The sequence below is a fragment of the Legionella qingyii genome, from assembly GCF_003990155.1.
Lineage (GTDB): Bacteria > Pseudomonadota > Gammaproteobacteria > Legionellales > Legionellaceae > Legionella > Legionella qingyii.
Genome location: NZ_RZGX01000035.1, coordinates 1 through 17,040, shown reverse-complemented (window position 1 = coordinate 17,040; position 17,040 = coordinate 1). Strand labels below are relative to the sequence as shown.

Here is a 17,040-nt window from a genome sequence, read left to right as displayed (position 1 = left end):
TGCATGATGGTGAACCCTTATAATGTCGAAAATATATTGGATCACATATCTTCATGCACTTCAAAAAAAATTATTCTTTTTTTAAAAATAATGGTCACTTTTTGTGACCATCTCTCAGGCACCGCGCGCTCCATTTTATATACGCAGCGGAACTTGGAATTTTATTCATTAAGCCGGATTCCACTGCGCTGCTCCGAGGTTATACAGTCTCACTAACGCTTATTAATTTAATGCAAACAGCGTTCCCAATAATTCTTAACCTCTAAATTCTTTAGTTAAAGCGGACAATAAAGTCGGGTATTTGAAATTAAATTGATACTCTGACAATCGTTGTGGCGCGACAGTTTGTCCTGACAATAATAACTCCTCACCCATTTGACCAAATAAAAGTTGTACAGCCCATGCAGGCATCCACATTAACGCCGGTTTTTTGAGTACCTGGGCTAACGTTTTGGTAAATGTTTTTTGTGACACCTGCTCTGGTGCAACCAGATTTACCGGCCCTGTAATTTCGGGATGTGATATCAAAAACAGGATTCCCTCAACGAGATCGGTGCTATCAATCCATGCAAGGGGTTGCTCTCCTGAACCAATCACCGCTCCCATCCCATATTGAGCCGGTAATTCCAATTTTTTTAACATACCTTCACCACGTTTTAAAACCACACCAAAGCGCATTAAAGTAACAGGCATACCCACTTCAAAGCCTTTTTTTGCAGCCTCTTCCCACTGAGTAACCAGTTGATTTGCAAAATTGGTTTTAGGGGAGTTGATAGGGGGAGTTGTTTCAGTAAATATAATATTGTCTTGTGCGAGTTTTTTCTGTAAACCATAAATGCCAATCGCGCTTGCATTATACAAGTGAGGTTTTTTGGCGGTCGCCTTAATCCCCCAAAGTACCAATTGGTTGGTTGTTTCAAGGCGGCTCGAAAGTAGCTTTTCTTTTGTTCTCGCATTCCAGCGATGATCCGCAATGTTTTCGCCAGTCAAATTAATAATTACATCAAACTCATTTGGATTTAATGTATTAAGCTTATCCCAAGTGACAGCATGAACAGTACTTGAGAAGAAACGTTTTATTTTCTTTTCATCTCGCCCAATTACATAAATATTATGTGCAGACTTAAGTAATTCGGGCACCAATATTTGACCAACTAATCCTGTTCCGCCGCCAATAATGATGTTCATAGGATCCTCCTTTTGAGTCGCTCTAATAATACCCTAAGCCAATTAACTTTTCCTGCACACGATTTAGTCATTAATTTAATGAGTGCTCGTCGTACAGCATTGGCTCTTTAAGAGGAAAGCTCCCAATTGGTATATTCTAATTCATCAGGTACTATTCATGAGCTATAATTATCTATATTTTCAAAGCCGAATTTGTATTTGATGAGTATTCATCAGTAGATGAATTGTGATTAGATAAAGGGATGGTTATAAGGTAGGTTGACAATGAAGTCGATGGATGATGAGTTAAAAAATAAAATTGTTAGAACAATCAAATTTTACGAAGAAAACTGCGGCAATATGCAAAATGAAATTAAGCATCTTCGCAAAGGTATATCTGAATTAGCTCGATTGCAAATCGGATTTAGTAGTGATTGGGATGATAAGGTATGTTTTTTTAACGAAGTAATCAATGATGATGTTGATGCAATAATAATAAAGCAAAAATTAAGTTCCGTTGTTTCTGCGCTAAATACTTTATTAGAAAAGAACTCCGCAAATATACTTGATGACTCTGATTTGACTATTTTGTCTAAAAAAATTAATGAGCATTTACTTGAGCTTCTCCACTGCTTTAAAACTCCTCCCGAGTTTGCTAACCAATTAGTATCTATAGAGAACGCATTAGAGCATAATTTGAATGCTGGCCTGTTAATTCAGGTAATCGAGGAAATAAAAATTCTCGCTATAGAATTATTTGGCAAAGAGCAAGGTCAGCTTAAATTTCTTCTTGAGAAGATTACTAATCAACTTTTTCAGGTAAACAATTATTTAAAAACAACATTTGAACATAATAAAAATTCAAAAGAGGAACGAAATAAGCTGGAATTAGGTATTCAGACTACACTGGATAATATTCAGTCAAACATGTCGAGTGCAACATCAATTGCTCAATTAATTGATTACTTAAATAAAAATTTGAATTGCATCAGCAGCCAAATTCAATCTTATAAGGAAGCAGAAGATTTACGTTTGCAATTCTATGAAAGTCAAATCAATGAGTTACAAAAAAGGATGATGCGATTCGAAGAAGAAAATGTCCAAATGAAAAAAACTATTTTAGACCAAAGCATTCAAATCAATTCAGATTCACTTACTAAAATTGCAAATCGAAATTTTTATAATATCTCTATCAAAAAAGCGTATTCTCGTTGGCAAACTACTGGAGTAAATATTGTTTTGGCACTAGCGGATATTGATCATTTTAAAAATATTAATGATAAATATGGCCATCTTACGGGAGATAAAGTTTTGATGAAAATCGCGTCTATATTTCAGGACTCAATGCGTCCTATCGATTTTCTTGCACGTTATGGTGGTGAGGAATTTGTTATTATTTTTGAAGGGTTATCGTTAGAGCAAACTAAAGAAAAGCTTGAAAGCCTGCGCTACGAAATTGAAAATTTCCATTTTCTTTTTCGTGGCAAAAGAGTTCCTGTTACGGTTTCTTTTGGTTTAACTAATATTATTCAGGGTGACGATACAGATTCTTTATTTATGCGTGCTGATGACGCCTTATATCAGGCTAAAAATAATGGCCGGAATCAAATTGTTACTTGGGATGGCTTTGTTGCTTAATCTCTTGCGCCCCTCGGTTTTTCGTAAGTCCTGACTGTATTGTCGTTCTAAACTTCTTTTAAATAGTACGGAGTGATGTTTGCCATCTGCTATTTTTGATGACTTCATCATTGCATCTGAAAGCATTGTAGTTGCCTCGACTATCGGTAACTTTGAAAATAAAGGGAATAGAAATTTTACCCAAAGTGCTCACGATTATATATGAAAAATAACGAATAGTTTATAAAGGTTTGAGAGAGAGAAGTCAGTATTATTTCTATAATAATCAATGCATTACATGTTTTTACGAAACATAAAGAAGCGCTTTAAACTTAGTCAATGGTACCGAGAAGAGGACTCGAACCTCCACGGAGTTGCCCCCACTAGCACCTGAAGCTAGCGTGTCTACCAATTCCACCACCTCGGCATTGTGCGGCTAAGGTACTCATATTTTGCTGCTCTGTCAATGGCTTTTTCAGATTAAGTGAAGTAATCATGCCCGGATTAACTGCCATAAGGAGTTCCTGCTTTTAAAATTCGCTCTCTTACTCCTTGCCATTCTCCTGTAGTTGGGGGAAGTTCGATTGCAATAATCTCGGCATCGGATGCATCGGCTTTTCTTAATTGATAATACAAGTCAAATGCCACTTTTTCAGGATGATCTTCTAAGCGATGAAAATGATCTTCGCGGATGCCCGCTGGTCGATTGCTTGCAATGGCATAGACTTTATCTGGATTATTTTGACAAAAATCTGCAAGTATTTTGTAGGAGGCAAAATAATATAGGATCTTTTGGGGCTGATAATGACTTTCCAATTTCCCTGGGACTCTAAGGGTGTTTTCGTGGTGAAATGACGGAGTCGCGATCACATTTGCCAGGGTTTTTTCATCGATAAGTCCATGGCGTAAAATCTGATAGTTTTCTGCATGAGTCGCATCAATGATGGTGGACTCAATTCCTACTGCACAGCGGCCTCCATCTAATATGGTTAATTCCTGGTTAGGGAATGATTCACTAACATGCTGTGCTGTAGTGGGGCTGACCTTCCCAAATGGGTTGGCGGAGGGTGCGACTAAAGGGATGCCTAATTTGGTTAATAATTCCTGGGCTATGGGGTGGGCTGGACATCTAATCGCTACTGTAGTTTGGCCACCGGTAATTAATGGATTAATTTGATCGCGTTTACAATGCAACACAAGAGTTAAAGGGCCTGGCCAAAATTTTTTAATGAGTTGTTGGGCATAGACAGGAATATCTTCGACTAGCGTGTTGAGATCCCAGTTGGGGGCAACATGAACAATCAAAGGATGATTCAAGGGTCTATCTTTCATTGCAAAAACTGCTCTAATTGCCTTTTCATTGTTAATAGGTGCGGCTAATCCATAGACAGTTTCTGTAGGAATGGCTACAGGTTTCCCTTCTTTTAAATCGTGGATAGCCCGATCAATTTCGGTGGTAATTAAAGGCATAAACAGTTCATCAATTAAAAAGTCTAATATTTTTACACAAGTTGCAAGAGAAATCAGCTACTTTTGCGTTTTCAATGTTACCTGCTTAGAATAAAAGGATATAAAACATCAGGATATTAGTGTGTCACTTAACTTGCTAGAAAAAATAGTGGATAGCTATTTTGCTGTTGTCCCAAGAGATAAACCCTCTTTAGAGATGGTCAAAGCCGCACGTTTGATTGCACATCGGGGGGCGCATAACAATGCTCAGGGTATTATTGAAAATACGCTTGCAGCATTTAACCTGGCAAAAGAATTAGGTTGTTGGGGAATTGAGTTTGATGTACATGCAACAGCAGATAAAGTGCTTGTGGTAAACCATGATGCGACATTAAAACGTCTTTGGGGGCATGACCGGGCAATTGCCAATTTGAGCTTTAAAGAACTACGTGACCTCGCTCCTGATGTGCCCACCCTTGATGAAGTTATTGCGGCTTATGGGGGGCGTATGCATTTGCTTATCGAATTAAAAGTACCCTTTCAGGACGAGGAAGCCTTAGTCAAATCGTTGCAAGGATTATCTGCTGGTGAACATTATCATCTGCTTACTTTAAATTCGAGCATCTTTTCTTTTTTGTCGAAATTTCCGAAAAATGCGCTGTTGCTTGTAGCGGTTCATAACAATGTGGATCAATTTTGTGATGTTAGTTTAAATGAAGATTATGGGGGCGTATTGGGTCATTATCTTATGATCGGCAACAAAGCTCTTAACCGGCTAAAGTCGGCCGGAAAAATTATTGGTGTGGGTATGGTCGACTCCAAATTCAGTTTATACAGGGAACTCAATCGTGGAATAAATTGGCTGTTTACTAACCGTGCCAGTGAAGTAAATTCTTATTTGCATCACTTTTAGGATGTGATAGCGTGCAATCTTTTTATTTCTTTCAAGCAATGTCTAAGCCCCGCTTGACCCGTTGAAATAGATATGTTCTGATAATTCGGACAGATATTTGTCAATCTTTTGGCTTGCCATGATTCAAAACAGAGTGAGTCTTTTTTTATGGTTAAAGAAAGGTATATTTATGCGGTGGATGGATAAATTTTGGACGGCAACTAATTGGGTATTTGATACAACAGTTCATACAGTAGCAGATACCATGAACGTCTGCGCTACATTGGCATGCTCTTTAGGCGGCGTCGCATTTGCTGTTTCTAATGCGCTTTCTTTGCATGATGTGACTGCATCGTATTATGGCTCGGTTCATGCAGCGGGTAATTTTACCCTAGGTGTTGACCTGACGAATTTGGAGAACTATCGCTTTAACGAATCGTACCCTTTGTCTTACAATAATCATGTAAATAATGGCACCACGTACAACCTCACCGATTATGTTAATGCAGGAACGTTGCAAACTGCTAGCGCGATTTGTGTCGCGTCAGGTGTCGCTTTAAAAACATTAGGGGCCAGTATTAACCATTGGCAACAAAACAGAGAAGAGCGGCGTTATTATGCACGCACGAATGCGATTCAAATTGCTAACCCTAGTTACAAAGAGTATGCATATGTAGGCGCGGAAGCGTTTACTGGAGCGGTTTCTAATGCCATGCTCAGCAACGCAATTACAGCCGCAGTACTCCATATTTCAGAAAAGAGCTTTCCCAGTATTACTTACCCGCCACATAGCAAACAACTTGTGAGAGGTGCACATTACAATGGCCCGGTGATATCAGAACCTTTTAATATAGGGATTGATCTCGGTGATAGTAATTTCACAATTCCATTATATTTTGATAATTTGAATGTGTTGCTCAAAAAAACAATTAATGTGGCCGCAAATGCAACTTATGGCGGCGGATTTTTCTTTAAGCGGAATGAAGTAGAACAAACTCCGCCTTTGGCTGCAACGGAGGCCGTTTCTTCAACTGTTGCTGTTAGTGCCTATCTGGCAAGTAATTTTTTTGCCCATAAAGCCCAAGAGCTCCATAGAGCAAGGATCCAACCAGAAATAAGACCCTATTCAATCATTTAAATCATCCAATCGCCAGGGGCTCGCGAAGCGAAAAACCCAGGTTTATGGTGTTCTTAATTGTAATGACTTGCCTAGGCTTTACACACCATGCTAGCGTTCAATAATTGCAGCAACGCCCATCCCCCCGGCAGTACAAACGCTTAACAGAATACGACCTTGCCCCTTATCGGCGAGTATTTTGGCGGCAGCACCGACTAATCGTCCACCTGTAGCAGCGAATGGATGGCCAAGGGCAAGGCTTCCACCTTTAATATTCATTCTTTGCGTATCAATACTTCCTAAAGGTTTTTTGCGGTTCAAAATTTTTTGACAATATTCAGCGGATTCCCAGGCTTTTAAAGTACAGAGTACTTGACCGGCAAAGGCTTCATGAATTTCATAATAATCAAAGTCGTGTAGGGTGAGACGATTTCTGGCCAATAAACGGGAGACTGCAATCGTGGGTGCCATTAATAGGCCTGCACCATGCACAAAATCTACGGCGGCTAATTCACAATCAACAAAGTAAGCGAGTGGCTCCAGCTGATGGCTATTAGCCCATTGAGGAGATCCTAATAGTACCACAGATGCCCCATCGGTGAGTGGGGTTGAGTTTCCTGCCGTTAAACTGCCTTTATCTGATTTATCAAAAGAAGGTTTTAAGGCTGCTAATTTTTCCAAAGACGTATCTTTGCGAGTAATCGTATCACGTTTTAAGGAATCAAGAGGTGCAATCAAATCTTCATAAAATCCTTCATCATAGGCTAGTGCTGCATGCTGATGTGAGCGAAATGCTAATTCATCCTGTGCCTTGCGAGTAATTTGCCATTCTTTAACCATCAGTTCACAATGATCCCCCATGGATAGGCCCGTTCGTGGTTCGCGAACTTCCGGTAATTGCGGTTTTAACATGCCCAAGCGGAATTCTTTGAGAATACCAAGCTTTTCCTTAATGCCTTTTGCATGTTGAAATTTAATTAAAAAATGGGTTAGTTTTCTTTGACCAATTAATGGCGTATCTGAGTTCGTATCCGTCCCGCCCCCTATTCCTGCTGTAATTTGTCCACTGGCAATCTTTAGCGCAATCAAGTTTATTGCTTCTAAACCTGTACCACAGGCACGTTGTATGGTTAGTCCCGGAGTTTCAGGTGATAGGGCACTGCCCAAAACAGTTTCACGCGCTAGATTCCAGTCAAAAGGATGATTCATAATGGCTCCTGCAATAAAATCACCCAATAGTTCACCTTGAATCTTGGTTTTATTGATCAGATCAGCTAATACGGATCCCAACAAATCATGATTGGACTTCCCTAAATAGTAGGTTTGTGATTTGACAAATGGAGTGCGGGAACTGCCAAGAATGGCCACTTTTTCTTTGAAGCTCATATCAAATCCTTTTCGCTGCATATGATTTCTAAGGATAGCCTAAAAAAAATAACTAAGCATCTTGCATCAACTAGTAACTGGGGTAGGAAAACCTCGATTCTACTTTGCTAATTCAGGCTACAATGCCTGTCTTAATCCCTCTCCAGTCAGAAAAAATATGTGGAGAGGGAGTATGAATTAAATGACTTCTAGTTAAATTGAAGCGATTCAATTTGGGTTTCTTGACTGACGCGAGCCCCTTGCTTTGTTGCATAAATTCCCACATTGCTCAGCGACTCTCCAACCGGTATTGTTTTCGGTGTTTGTTCTGAAGGAGGTTGGGTACTGAGTATTTCGAGCTTATCTATGTGTCTTTCTTGTATCTTTAGGAGCTCATGATAACGTCTGTTTGTGCTTTCTAATTCTTGTTGTACGAGCTTAAGTTTCTCTTCCGATGCGCAAATGCGATCCGATATCTGCAGAAAACTTGCCTCTTTATTATTTATGAATTCATCTAGTTTTATTTTAAATGCTTGGCGTTGTTCTTCATCGCCAAGGGCGACAAGTGATAATTGACTTACCGAGCTATGAAGAGCTTCTATCAGTGATCTCGCTTTAGTCAGTTCTTCTCCAAGCTCGAATCTTACTTTTTGAACTTCAAGAACTTTTTGTGCTAATTCTTTTTGACTGGCACTGTATGCTTCAGTAATCCGATCTAACTTTTCTTGGTTTTCCTTCATCAATTGATCCTGCTGTGTCACTCCTTCTTTAAGGGACTCAGAAACTGCCACCAAACCGTCTTTGGTTTCGCCTAATTTTCTATTTACTTTAGAAGTAGCGATTACTTGCTTGTCAATTGCATCAATTTGTTTGCTTAACTCCTCAATATTTTCTACAAGTTTTGCATTTTCGTTGACGAATTTTTGAATTTCTGTTGCCAATTGTTTACGGATAATATCCAGTGCATTAATGGTTAATTCAAGAAGATCAGCCAGCCCCAAAATTCCTTTTTGTAAGCTTTCTACAGCACTGGTACTGCATTTATGATGATCATCAAGAATGACTCCCCCTGCTGCATAAGTAACGGCAGTGACGCCACACAGCGCCAAAAGAAAACCAATATGTGCTGCGATGCCAATGATTAATGTAGGAACAGTTAAGGCAACACCACCAATAATTTTTTGCCAAAGTGGTAGTTCTCCCCAGTATTCTGCGGCGCGCGAAAAAATACTTGGGTTTTTTTCCATGCTTTTGACGGTATCTTGAAGACTTTTTCTAATTTCCTCAAATATTTCTTTGGTAATGGTAATTTTTTCGAGCTTATCTTGTTCTATATGCTCACTGAGAATCTTTAATTGAGACTCTATTTTTTCTTCTATTGGTTTTTTTGGGGGGGGTACTGGTTTTTTTTCGGCAGTATCAATTTCGATAAGATGTTGAAGCTCTTCTGCTTTGGTAGCCATACGATTTCCTTTCTGTTGAATAATCTTCCTGTGCCTACTATTTTTAACCAGGATAACTTAAAAAAACAAGGAAAATTTGTTTTTTAGAACGAATAAGGGGTTGACTCAGCAAACAGGTATTATTTAGCGAGTTTAAAAAATTTATTGCCAATCATAAGTTGGGCTTTATAGCCCAACTTTAAATCAGTAGACTTATTGCATGCTAACTACAGGGGTAGTAGAGTCAAGTTCTCTCTTTTCTGCATTTTCTTTAGAGGAACAAGAAGAAATACACTTAGAAGCTGCATTAGCAAGGGTTGCACCAGAGCGAGTAACAAAATATGCCAAAGCTACAGGAGCTAAAACAACGGCTAATAAAGCAGCAGCAATTGTAGCCGCAGCACAAGCAGCCGCAACAATACCGGCTTTCTTAGCAACCATAAGCGCTTCGCGGGTTGTTTCTTTTGCTTCGGGTTTGCGTAAGCTATGTAAGCCTGCGCCTGCAGCAAAAACCAAACTTCCCAAAGCAGTTAATGCGGCTCCTGCAGCAACGATTGCTGATGCAGCACTAACAATAGCTAAGATAACAGGACAAACAATTGGAGCTGCTGCTAGTACAGCGAATTCTTTTTTTCTTTTCATGGGAGTGAAGAACCCGGGGATTGTATCTCGGGCTGCTGTAATATATTCCCTTCCTCTCTCATTAAGTGCAGCTCGGGTTCTCTGCTTTTCTGTTGGAGCGCCTAAGCAAGCATCAAAGATTGAAAGTTCTTTTCCTGATTTTTCTTTTTGTAATGGAGTTCTTCTGCTTTCTTGCTGATATGGATTGCTTGGGTATGCAAAATCACCTCTTCTGGATGTTGTCCTTTGTTCTCTTGAATATCTATTATATTGGTCGTTTGAGTATTCTGAGTCTTGCGCAATGTTTTTATCGCGTTTAAATTCCATAGTGTAACCCTCGGTTTGTTTAAAACCGAGCCATCCTATTCAAAAAAAGAATACAAGTCAAGTTGAGTTTATTTAAATTTTTGATTATTTTATCCACACTTAACAATTAAAGATGATTTTTTTATGACTTTTAATATTGGCCAACGCTGGATAAGTAACACAGAAACACAACTAGGTTTAGGTATCATTATTGATTTAAATGGTAGACAAGTGAGTTTGAGTTTTCCGGCTGCTGGCGAGGAACGAATTTACTCTACAGACAGTGCCCCACTGAGCCGTATCATTTATAAAGTAGGCGAAGAGGTAAATACTTCTGACCAAAAAAAAATGCATATTACGCAAGTTGAAGAGCGCCAAGGATTGCTTTTTTATACAGGAGTAGATGAAGAAGGTAATGAGTTGCGTATCAGTGAGCTTTCCCTGGATTGTTTTATCAAACTCAATACTCCTGAGCAAAGACTGTTTAGTGGATTGCTTGATAAGTTGAATACGTTTAAGTTGAGAATCGATACCCTAAATCATGTCAGTAGACTACAGCAATCCATCGTTAGGGGTTTATTGGGTTCACGAACCAGTCATCTCAAACATCAGGTTTATATCGCGCGCGAAGTGGCTCAGCGTTATGCTCCAAGGGTTCTGCTTGCCGATGAAGTAGGTCTTGGTAAGACCATAGAAGCAGGCATGGTTCTCCACTATCAGTTATGTACCGGCCGCGCTAATCGAGTATTGATAGTCGTACCACAAACTTTGATTCATCAATGGCTTGTCGAGATGATTCGACGTTTTAATTTGTATTTCTCGATCATTGATGCGGAACGCTATGAACTTGTGTATGAGTTAGATGAAGAAGAAGGGATACAGATCGGTACAACACAAGAGAATCTTTTTGACAATGAGCAATTGGTTTTATGCAGCCTGGATTTCCTTATGGAACATGAAAAAGCACGCCAACACGCGCTTAGTAGTCAGTGGGATTTGCTGATTGTAGATGAAGCGCATCATTTGCATTGGTCCGAGGAAGAAAAGAGTCCTGAATATGAATGTATTGAAGAATTAGCCGGACAAAGCAAGGGCTTGTTGCTTCTCACTGCAACACCAGAGCAGGCGGGAATTGCCAGTCATTTTGCTCGGTTAAGGCTGCTAGATCCTTCACGATTTTATGATTTTTCTGTGTTTAAAAAAGAAGAAGAAGGGTACCAACAAATCAATAAACTGGTACAAGAGTTGATGATTTATGGGGAGCAAGCATCAACGGATGCCTTGAATGCAGAACACAAGGCTCAATTAGAAGCTTATTTGGGAGAAATAACCGGTTTGAGTGTTAATCGGATCATTAAAGATCTGCTCGACCGACATGGAACAGGCCGTGTTCTATTTCGCAATACGCGTGCAGCAATTCAGGGTTTTCCCGAGCGACGAGTACATGCAAATCCCTTGGAATGCCCGGCGATTTATTCTGATCTGGATGAACAAAAAGGTCAAAGAAAGCTTTATCCCGAACAACTTGTGGAGAAAGAGTTGTGGCTTGAACAGGATCCTCGAGTTAGGTGGTTAGCAAACAAAATCAATGAAGTCTACCCCGAAAAAGTGCTGGTTATTTGTGCCAAGGCAAACACCGCCATTGCATTGGATCAGTATTTAAAAGTCAAAATAGGGATTCGCAGTACTTCTTTTCATGAGGGACTATCGATTATTGAGCGCGATCGAGCCGCCGCTTATTTTGCTGAACAAGAAAATGGTGCTCAGGCGCTTATTTGTTCTGAAATAGGAAGTGAAGGTCGAAACTTTCAATTTGCTCATCATCTAGTCCTGTTTGATTTGCCATTAAACCCCGATTTACTGGAGCAACGCATTGGCCGACTGGATCGTATAGGCCAGCGACATGCTATTGAAATTTATGTTCCTTATTTGATGAATACCGTACAAGAGAAATTGTTTCGCTGGTATCACGAAGGGATTAACCTATTTACAAAAAGTTGCTCTGTTGGTTTTAGCCTCTATGAAGAATTTGAAGAGCAGTTACTGCCGATTCTTGATACGGTAGATACAAATAAGGAAAAACTTGATCAGCTGATTGCCGAAACAAAAACACGTGCCGAACAAATTAATCAGGCACTTCATGAAGGACGAGATCGATTGTTGGAGTTAAATTCCTGCAATGCACCGGAAGCAGAGGCATTGATTGCGGCTATTGAAGCAGAGGAAAATTGTTTGGGCTTAGAAAATTATATGGCGCAAGTGTTTCAGGAATATGGTATCGATCATGAATACCATTCTGAATCTTCGGAAATATTGCGCCCTACGGATCATATGAAGACAAGCCATTTTCCAGGGCTAAAAGAAGACGGGGTTACGGTAACTTATTCGCGTGCAAAAGCGCTGGTGCGTGAGGATGTCGAATTCTTAAGTTGGGAACATCCTATGGTCAGTGAGTCTATGGAAATGATCCTGGATTCTGAGCTTGGTAATGCAACTTTAGCGACTATCTCTATTAAAAGTATTAAACCAGGAACATTGTTTTTGGAATCCTTTTTCACCGCAAATTGTGCTGCGCCAAAATATTTGCAATTGGATCGTTTTTTACCGCTTACACCAATTCGTGTGCTCATGGATGCATCAGGGAAAAATCTTTCTAAAATCTTGGATTACACGCAATTGAATCAAATGTGCCAGCCTGTGAAACGTCATTTAGGATACCCAATTATTCAGCAGATTCATGGGGAACTTGAACATATATTGGCACAAAGTAAAAAAGCAGCTGAAGCACAACTTCAAGAGATCCTCGGAGAGGCTACGGTACAGATGAAACAAAATATCTCTCATGAGGTAAATCGGCTTGAGGCTTTAAAAAGTATTAATCCCTCGATACGTGAGGATGAAATTGCTTTTTACAAAAAGCAGCTTGTTGATAGTGAGGAATTTATTCACAGTACCACTTTAAAATTGCAAGCACTGCGGGTAGTTATTAATAAAGTCTGATGATGTTTTTGTGATGGGGCCGGGTTATCGCTTTGTCTTTACCCGGAATCCATTGCTTGTTTAGCAATCTTGAATCAGGACTTACGAAAAACTCCAATCTCTTCGTTAAAAACATTTTTTTGCCTCGACCTTGGAGTTTTCATAAATCCTGTGAATCACTCCCTTGATGATAAGGTAATTCCTAATGCCTTGATTTTTATAATTCGTTTATTATTTCTTATTGAGAGGGCATGAGTAAATCAAAATGTATCATCGAAAAAATTATAGGTTTATCGGTACTATTTTTGATTATAATTGTTTGCAATCGATGTATCGTGAATGCATAGTGTATGAGTATTTTGGCTATTTGGGGGCAAGATAAGTAGGGTAATATCGTTTGCTAATAATTACCACTAAATATTTTCTTGACGCGTGTAGTACAAAGGGATGAGTCTACTAATGAATCAACAGATTAAAAAAATTGTAACGGACCTTTTGCATTCAGCAGGAATTACTCCTAATGGGAGTGAAGCTTGGGATATTCAAATTAACAATGAAGCGTTTTACTCACGTATTTTTAACGGCGGCTCATTGGCACTTGGTGAGTCATATATGGATGGATGGTGGGATTGTAAAAGTCTCGACCAATTTTTCAGCCGTGTTCTCCAGGCTCAACTGGATCAAAAAATTAAATCCGACAAATGGCTATGGCCAAAATTAATTTGGCTCAAGCTGATTAACCATCAATCAAAAAAGCGTGCCCTGGAAGTGGGTAGAAGACATTATGATTTGGGAAATGATTTATTTAAATCCATGTTGGACAGTCGCATGAATTATACGTGTGGTTATTGGCGGAATGCATATGATCTGGAAACTGCACAATTAAATAAATTGGAATTGAGCTGCCAGAAATTGAAACTTGAACCAGGGATGCGTGTATTAGATATAGGTTGTGGCTTTGGTGCGCTTGCAAAATATGCTGCGGAACACTATGGAGTCAATGTCGTCGGCATCACTATATCCAAAGAACAATTTGAGTATGCAAAACAGAACTGTTCCGGCCTACCCGTTGAAATTCGCTTTCAGGATTATCGCGATCTTCATGAACAATTTGATCGTGTGGTTTCTCTAGGGATGTTTGAGCATGTCGGTTATCGAAACTACCGCACTTATATGCAAAAAGCTCGCGATTGTCTCAAAGATAATGGTTTGTTCTTGTTACATACTATTGGCGGTGATTTGACTCAAACAACAACGGATCCCTGGATTAACAAATATATTTTCCCTAATGGCATGATTCCCTCAATGGCGCAAATCAGTCATGCTTCAGAAGGGGTATTTATCATGGAAAACTGGGCTAACTTTGGTGCTTATTATGATCACACCTTAATGGCATGGCATGAACGTTTTGAACAAAATTGGGATCGATTAAAAGATCAATATGACGAGCGTTTTTATCGGATGTGGCGTTATTATTTATTGGCATGCGCGGGTAGTTTTCGTGCTCGTACAAACCAGTTATGGCAAATTGTTTTTTCCAAAAATGGAGTTCCAGGAGGATATCAGGAACCTTTATTCACAGGAATTAAAAAAAGAGGTTCTGAAAATAAAAGATCACTATCCGATCTTGAATTATCTTAAGCAACAATAAAAGGGATACTGTTCTGGTGCAGTATCCCTCACGCGTATGAGTTAGTGTTTTTTCGCAAAGAGCATACGTAAATGACTATTAATTGTTTCAATGGCATTGCGGCATGCTGGAGTATCAGCAAGCTCATTTAACATCAAAAAGTCATGAATTGTGCCATGATGACGAATTCCGGTAACGGGTACACCCGCCGCATTAAGCTTGTGCTCATAAGCTTCACCCTCATCACGCAATACATCGCATTCACCGTTGATTACGAGTGCAGGGGGTAATCCTTTAAGTTGCTCAGTAGTTGCTCGCAAGGGGCAGGCTGTGATTTCTTTTCTTTTGGATTTATCAGGTAAATAATTGTCCCAAAACCATTCCATTGCTTTTTTGGTTAGCCAGGGGCCATCGGCAAATTCTTTGTAGGAATCATTTTCAAAATTTGCATCGGTCACAGGATAAATTAGCACTTGATAATCAATTTTTGGACCGCCGCGCTGTTTAGCAAGAAGTGTCATTACTGCGGCCATATTTCCACCCACACTATCTCCTGCAACAGCTAAACGAGAAGTATCTAAATTCAATTCTTTACCATGCTCAGCAACATATTTCAGCGCTGTATAATCTTCTTCAATTTGCGTTGGATATTGTGCTTCAGGCGCTAAAGAATAATTGACAAATACAATTGCCGCATGGGCGCCTACTGATAGTTCACGGACAAGACGACCATGAGTTTGCCAATCACCAAAAACCCAACCTGCTCCATGGTAGAACATGACTACTGGGAGTTTTTCTTTTGAGCCTTTAGGACGAACAATGCGGATGTTTAATTTGCCATTCGCATGTTGAATAAAACGATCTTCAATATCCACTTCAGGTTTTTCTTTCTCTAAAGGCAATTCTTGTAATTTGTCAAAAATAGCCCTTCCTTCTTGTACCGGAAGATCATAAAGCGGTTTACCTCCAGCTTTCTGGATTTTTTCTACGAAAGCCCAGGTTTTTGGTTCTATACGTTTTCTTAGATCCATTTTACTTGTCCTCATGGTTGAAGTTCAAAAATACAATTTCATTCTTTCTTTAAACAAGATGAAGCCAAAGCTGTCACTTTTATTATCGGGACAGAATAATTATAGACAATTTGCAAGGTTTTTGTTTTGTAGTGTAAAAAAACGAAAAAAATGAACCAATTAATTGATTTATGATCATTTGACAAACAGATTTAATAGCAGATTTTCAAGTAGTCTCGCTTGAAGATCACGGGTTTATATGCAAAATTAGCGCATCAATGATCTTTAGGAGTTAATAATGAAATCATTAATTGGCGGCTTGCTTTCAATGGTTGCTTTTTCTTGTTGAGCAATAGATCGTGGTATTAATTATTATCCTGATAGAGAATTCGTAATAAATCCTCCTTTACATTATTCAATAGCGCTTTCAATTTAGGATCAGAAGTTTGCTTCGTGTCAGCAAGGAGCATGTGTATTTTTTTTATTGCTTGATAGTTTTTTTGCAGTGGGGTTAACTCACCATTACTCAATAAGTTAATTAAAGATAGGATGGGTTTTTCTCTTGGAAACCCAAAAAAACCAAAAAACTCAAACTGTTTTCCTGTGCGTTGTTTAATACGCAGTAAAAATGAAGAAAATACCACTGGGGCATTATCAATTTGCTGGAAGTATTCAATGAGTCCTGTATTGTTCGTCAGGCAATTAATGGAGCCGTCTGCAAAACAACGTAAATATTGAAAATAATTAAATCCAAATGCATCTAATAAATTTTTACTTGCCTCAACGACTTTGTTTTTTAATAAAAATATAGGGTGGTTTAAGTCAACTATTAATGACATTTAAATATAATAATCTAGATTAGAGGAGCAAAGTGAGTTCTATTTTGTCAGTAATTTTATTATTGATCAAATTGAATTGTATTGTTTCATTACTATGGATTTGCTATAAAGTTCGAGAGGAAATATGGATTTCTATTTCAGACGAGATATCAATGCTACGAAATAATATAGGAAGACCGCACAAGGAACTGACATTACCACGGTTAAAGCGTCAGCTATCAATATTTTACACAGGCCCAGACGGGCGAGTCACTTCGGATGATCCTAATTCTTACAAAGGAGAGGAGCGAGCAGCTTATCAAGATGCGCTAGTTAGCCAATACCCGTGGACAGGTTATGCCGATGGAATTTTAAAAGATAGAAACAAGCCCCAAAAACATAATTTCTTTTCTGCTGCAAAGACAGAAGAATCGGAGAATGAAGCTCCATCCCTTACACCGCCCTAATTTAGGGGCTGTTGACATTTCACCGTGCCGCGGCTTGTTCCTGAGAGATCCTCACAAAATTTAGCCATAGTGAGGACTCTCTTGTTGAGTCTGAATAGCACACTGATACAGCATGCTTAAAAGTTTCTCAAAAACTTCTTGAGAGATAGTAATTGCTTTT

The 17,040-nt window shown here is 39.1% G+C and carries 13 protein-coding genes and 1 tRNA gene; 6 read left to right on the top strand and 8 right to left on the bottom strand.

From position 1 onward, the window contains the following. Nucleotides 1-255: 255 nt before the first annotated feature. Entirely contained in the window at nt 256-1,188 is a 933-nt protein-coding gene (locus ELY20_RS16455; protein ID WP_110144183.1) for a TIGR01777 family oxidoreductase, read from the bottom strand. Between the two features lie 264 nt (nt 1,189-1,452). Here ELY20_RS16455 and ELY20_RS16450 point away from each other — a divergent pair, with 264 nt between their 5' ends. Beyond that, nucleotides 1,453-2,805: a GGDEF domain-containing protein gene (locus tag ELY20_RS16450; protein ID WP_110144182.1), complete on the top strand. Its 1,353-nt coding sequence runs from the start codon at nt 1,453-1,455 to the stop codon at nt 2,803-2,805. Nucleotides 2,806-3,124: 319 nt separating this feature from the next. Here ELY20_RS16450 and ELY20_RS16445 read toward each other — a convergent pair. Next, nucleotides 3,125-3,211: transfer RNA gene (locus tag ELY20_RS16445), tRNA-Leu, on the bottom strand. A 77-nt stretch (nt 3,212-3,288) separates the two neighbouring features. After that, nucleotides 3,289-4,254 carry an L-threonylcarbamoyladenylate synthase gene (locus tag ELY20_RS16440; protein WP_110144181.1) on the bottom strand — a complete coding sequence of 322 codons (966 nt, stop codon included), beginning with the start codon at nt 4,252-4,254 and terminating at the stop codon, nt 3,289-3,291. A 121-nt stretch (nt 4,255-4,375) separates the two neighbouring features. Here ELY20_RS16440 and ELY20_RS16435 point away from each other — a divergent pair, with 121 nt between their 5' ends. Beyond that, entirely contained in the window at nt 4,376-5,146 is a 771-nt protein-coding gene (locus tag ELY20_RS16435) for a glycerophosphodiester phosphodiesterase (protein WP_110144180.1), read from the top strand. 169 nt (nt 5,147-5,315) lie between these two features. Then, the gene (locus ELY20_RS16430; protein WP_110144179.1) at nt 5,316-6,263 is read left to right on the top strand and encodes a hypothetical protein; all 948 of its coding nucleotides are present in this window, start codon (nt 5,316-5,318) and stop codon (nt 6,261-6,263) included. Between the two features lie 90 nt (nt 6,264-6,353). On the opposite strand, the gene ELY20_RS16425 is transcribed toward ELY20_RS16430, so the two are convergent. The 3 genes from ELY20_RS16425 to ELY20_RS16415 all read right to left on the bottom strand — a co-directional run bounded on the left by ELY20_RS16425 (nt 6,354) and on the right by ELY20_RS16415 (nt 9,997). Then, nucleotides 6,354-7,628 (bottom strand): acetyl-CoA C-acetyltransferase, encoded by a 1,275-nt coding sequence (locus ELY20_RS16425; protein WP_110144178.1) that lies wholly within the window; start codon nt 7,626-7,628, stop codon nt 6,354-6,356. A 188-nt stretch (nt 7,629-7,816) separates the two neighbouring features. Beyond that, a complete protein-coding gene (locus ELY20_RS16420; RefSeq protein WP_110144177.1) occupies nt 7,817-9,070 on the bottom strand; it encodes a LegC2/C7 family Dot/Icm T4SS effector in 1,254 nt (417 codons plus the stop codon). Nucleotides 9,071-9,262: 192 nt separating this feature from the next. Further along, the gene (locus tag ELY20_RS16415) at nt 9,263-9,997 is read right to left on the bottom strand and encodes a hypothetical protein (protein ID WP_110144176.1); all 735 of its coding nucleotides are present in this window, start codon (nt 9,995-9,997) and stop codon (nt 9,263-9,265) included. 123 nt (nt 9,998-10,120) lie between these two features. Between ELY20_RS16415 and rapA the strand changes: the two genes are divergently transcribed. Both rapA and cfa read left to right on the top strand, forming a co-directional pair. Beyond that, nucleotides 10,121-12,976 carry an RNA polymerase-associated protein RapA gene (rapA, locus tag ELY20_RS16410; protein ID WP_110144175.1) on the top strand — a complete coding sequence of 952 codons (2,856 nt, stop codon included), beginning with the start codon at nt 10,121-10,123 and terminating at the stop codon, nt 12,974-12,976. A 438-nt stretch (nt 12,977-13,414) separates the two neighbouring features. Next, complete coding sequence (cfa, locus tag ELY20_RS16405; protein WP_110144174.1) at nt 13,415-14,596, top strand: cyclopropane fatty acyl phospholipid synthase; 1,182 nt, start codon at nt 13,415-13,417, stop codon at nt 14,594-14,596. Nucleotides 14,597-14,647: 51 nt separating this feature from the next. Here the strand turns inward: cfa and ELY20_RS16400 are convergent, their stop codons facing one another. Both ELY20_RS16400 and ELY20_RS17225 read right to left on the bottom strand, forming a co-directional pair. Beyond that, the gene (locus ELY20_RS16400; RefSeq protein WP_110144173.1) at nt 14,648-15,616 is read right to left on the bottom strand and encodes an alpha/beta hydrolase; all 969 of its coding nucleotides are present in this window, start codon (nt 15,614-15,616) and stop codon (nt 14,648-14,650) included. A gap of 344 nt (nt 15,617-15,960) precedes the next feature. Further along, nucleotides 15,961-16,434 (bottom strand): hypothetical protein, encoded by a 474-nt coding sequence (locus ELY20_RS17225; RefSeq protein ID WP_233590638.1) that lies wholly within the window; start codon nt 16,432-16,434, stop codon nt 15,961-15,963. Between the two features lie 152 nt (nt 16,435-16,586). Here ELY20_RS17225 and ELY20_RS16390 point away from each other — a divergent pair, with 152 nt between their 5' ends. Further along, nucleotides 16,587-16,880, top strand: coding sequence for a hypothetical protein (locus tag ELY20_RS16390; protein ID WP_110144171.1), 294 nt, complete (start codon nt 16,587-16,589; stop codon nt 16,878-16,880). The last annotated feature ends 160 nt before the right edge of the window (nt 16,881-17,040 follow it).

What these genes read in the sequence shown, in the direction of transcription:
- ELY20_RS16450 (WP_110144182.1), top strand. Translation starts at nt 1,453, where the DNA reads ATGAAGTCGATGGATGATGAGTTAAAAAATAAAATTGTTAGAACAATC.
- ELY20_RS16390 (WP_110144171.1), top strand. Translation starts at nt 16,587, where the DNA reads ATGCTACGAAATAATATAGGAAGACCGCACAAGGAACTGACATTACCA.
- ELY20_RS16420 (WP_110144177.1), bottom strand. Translation starts at nt 9,070, where the DNA reads ATGGCTACCAAAGCAGAAGAGCTTCAACATCTTATCGAAATTGATACT.
- ELY20_RS16455 (WP_110144183.1), bottom strand. Translation starts at nt 1,188, where the DNA reads ATGAACATCATTATTGGCGGCGGAACAGGATTAGTTGGTCAAATATTG.
- rapA (WP_110144175.1), top strand. Translation starts at nt 10,121, where the DNA reads ATGACTTTTAATATTGGCCAACGCTGGATAAGTAACACAGAAACACAA.
- ELY20_RS16415 (WP_110144176.1), bottom strand. Translation starts at nt 9,997, where the DNA reads ATGGAATTTAAACGCGATAAAAACATTGCGCAAGACTCAGAATACTCA.
- ELY20_RS16425 (WP_110144178.1), bottom strand. Translation starts at nt 7,628, where the DNA reads ATGAGCTTCAAAGAAAAAGTGGCCATTCTTGGCAGTTCCCGCACTCCA.
- ELY20_RS16440 (WP_110144181.1), bottom strand. Translation starts at nt 4,254, where the DNA reads ATGCCTTTAATTACCACCGAAATTGATCGGGCTATCCACGATTTAAAA.
- ELY20_RS16430 (WP_110144179.1), top strand. Translation starts at nt 5,316, where the DNA reads ATGCGGTGGATGGATAAATTTTGGACGGCAACTAATTGGGTATTTGAT.
- cfa (WP_110144174.1), top strand. Translation starts at nt 13,415, where the DNA reads ATGAATCAACAGATTAAAAAAATTGTAACGGACCTTTTGCATTCAGCA.
- ELY20_RS16400 (WP_110144173.1), bottom strand. Translation starts at nt 15,616, where the DNA reads ATGGATCTAAGAAAACGTATAGAACCAAAAACCTGGGCTTTCGTAGAA.
- ELY20_RS17225 (WP_233590638.1), bottom strand. Translation starts at nt 16,434, where the DNA reads ATGTCATTAATAGTTGACTTAAACCACCCTATATTTTTATTAAAAAAC.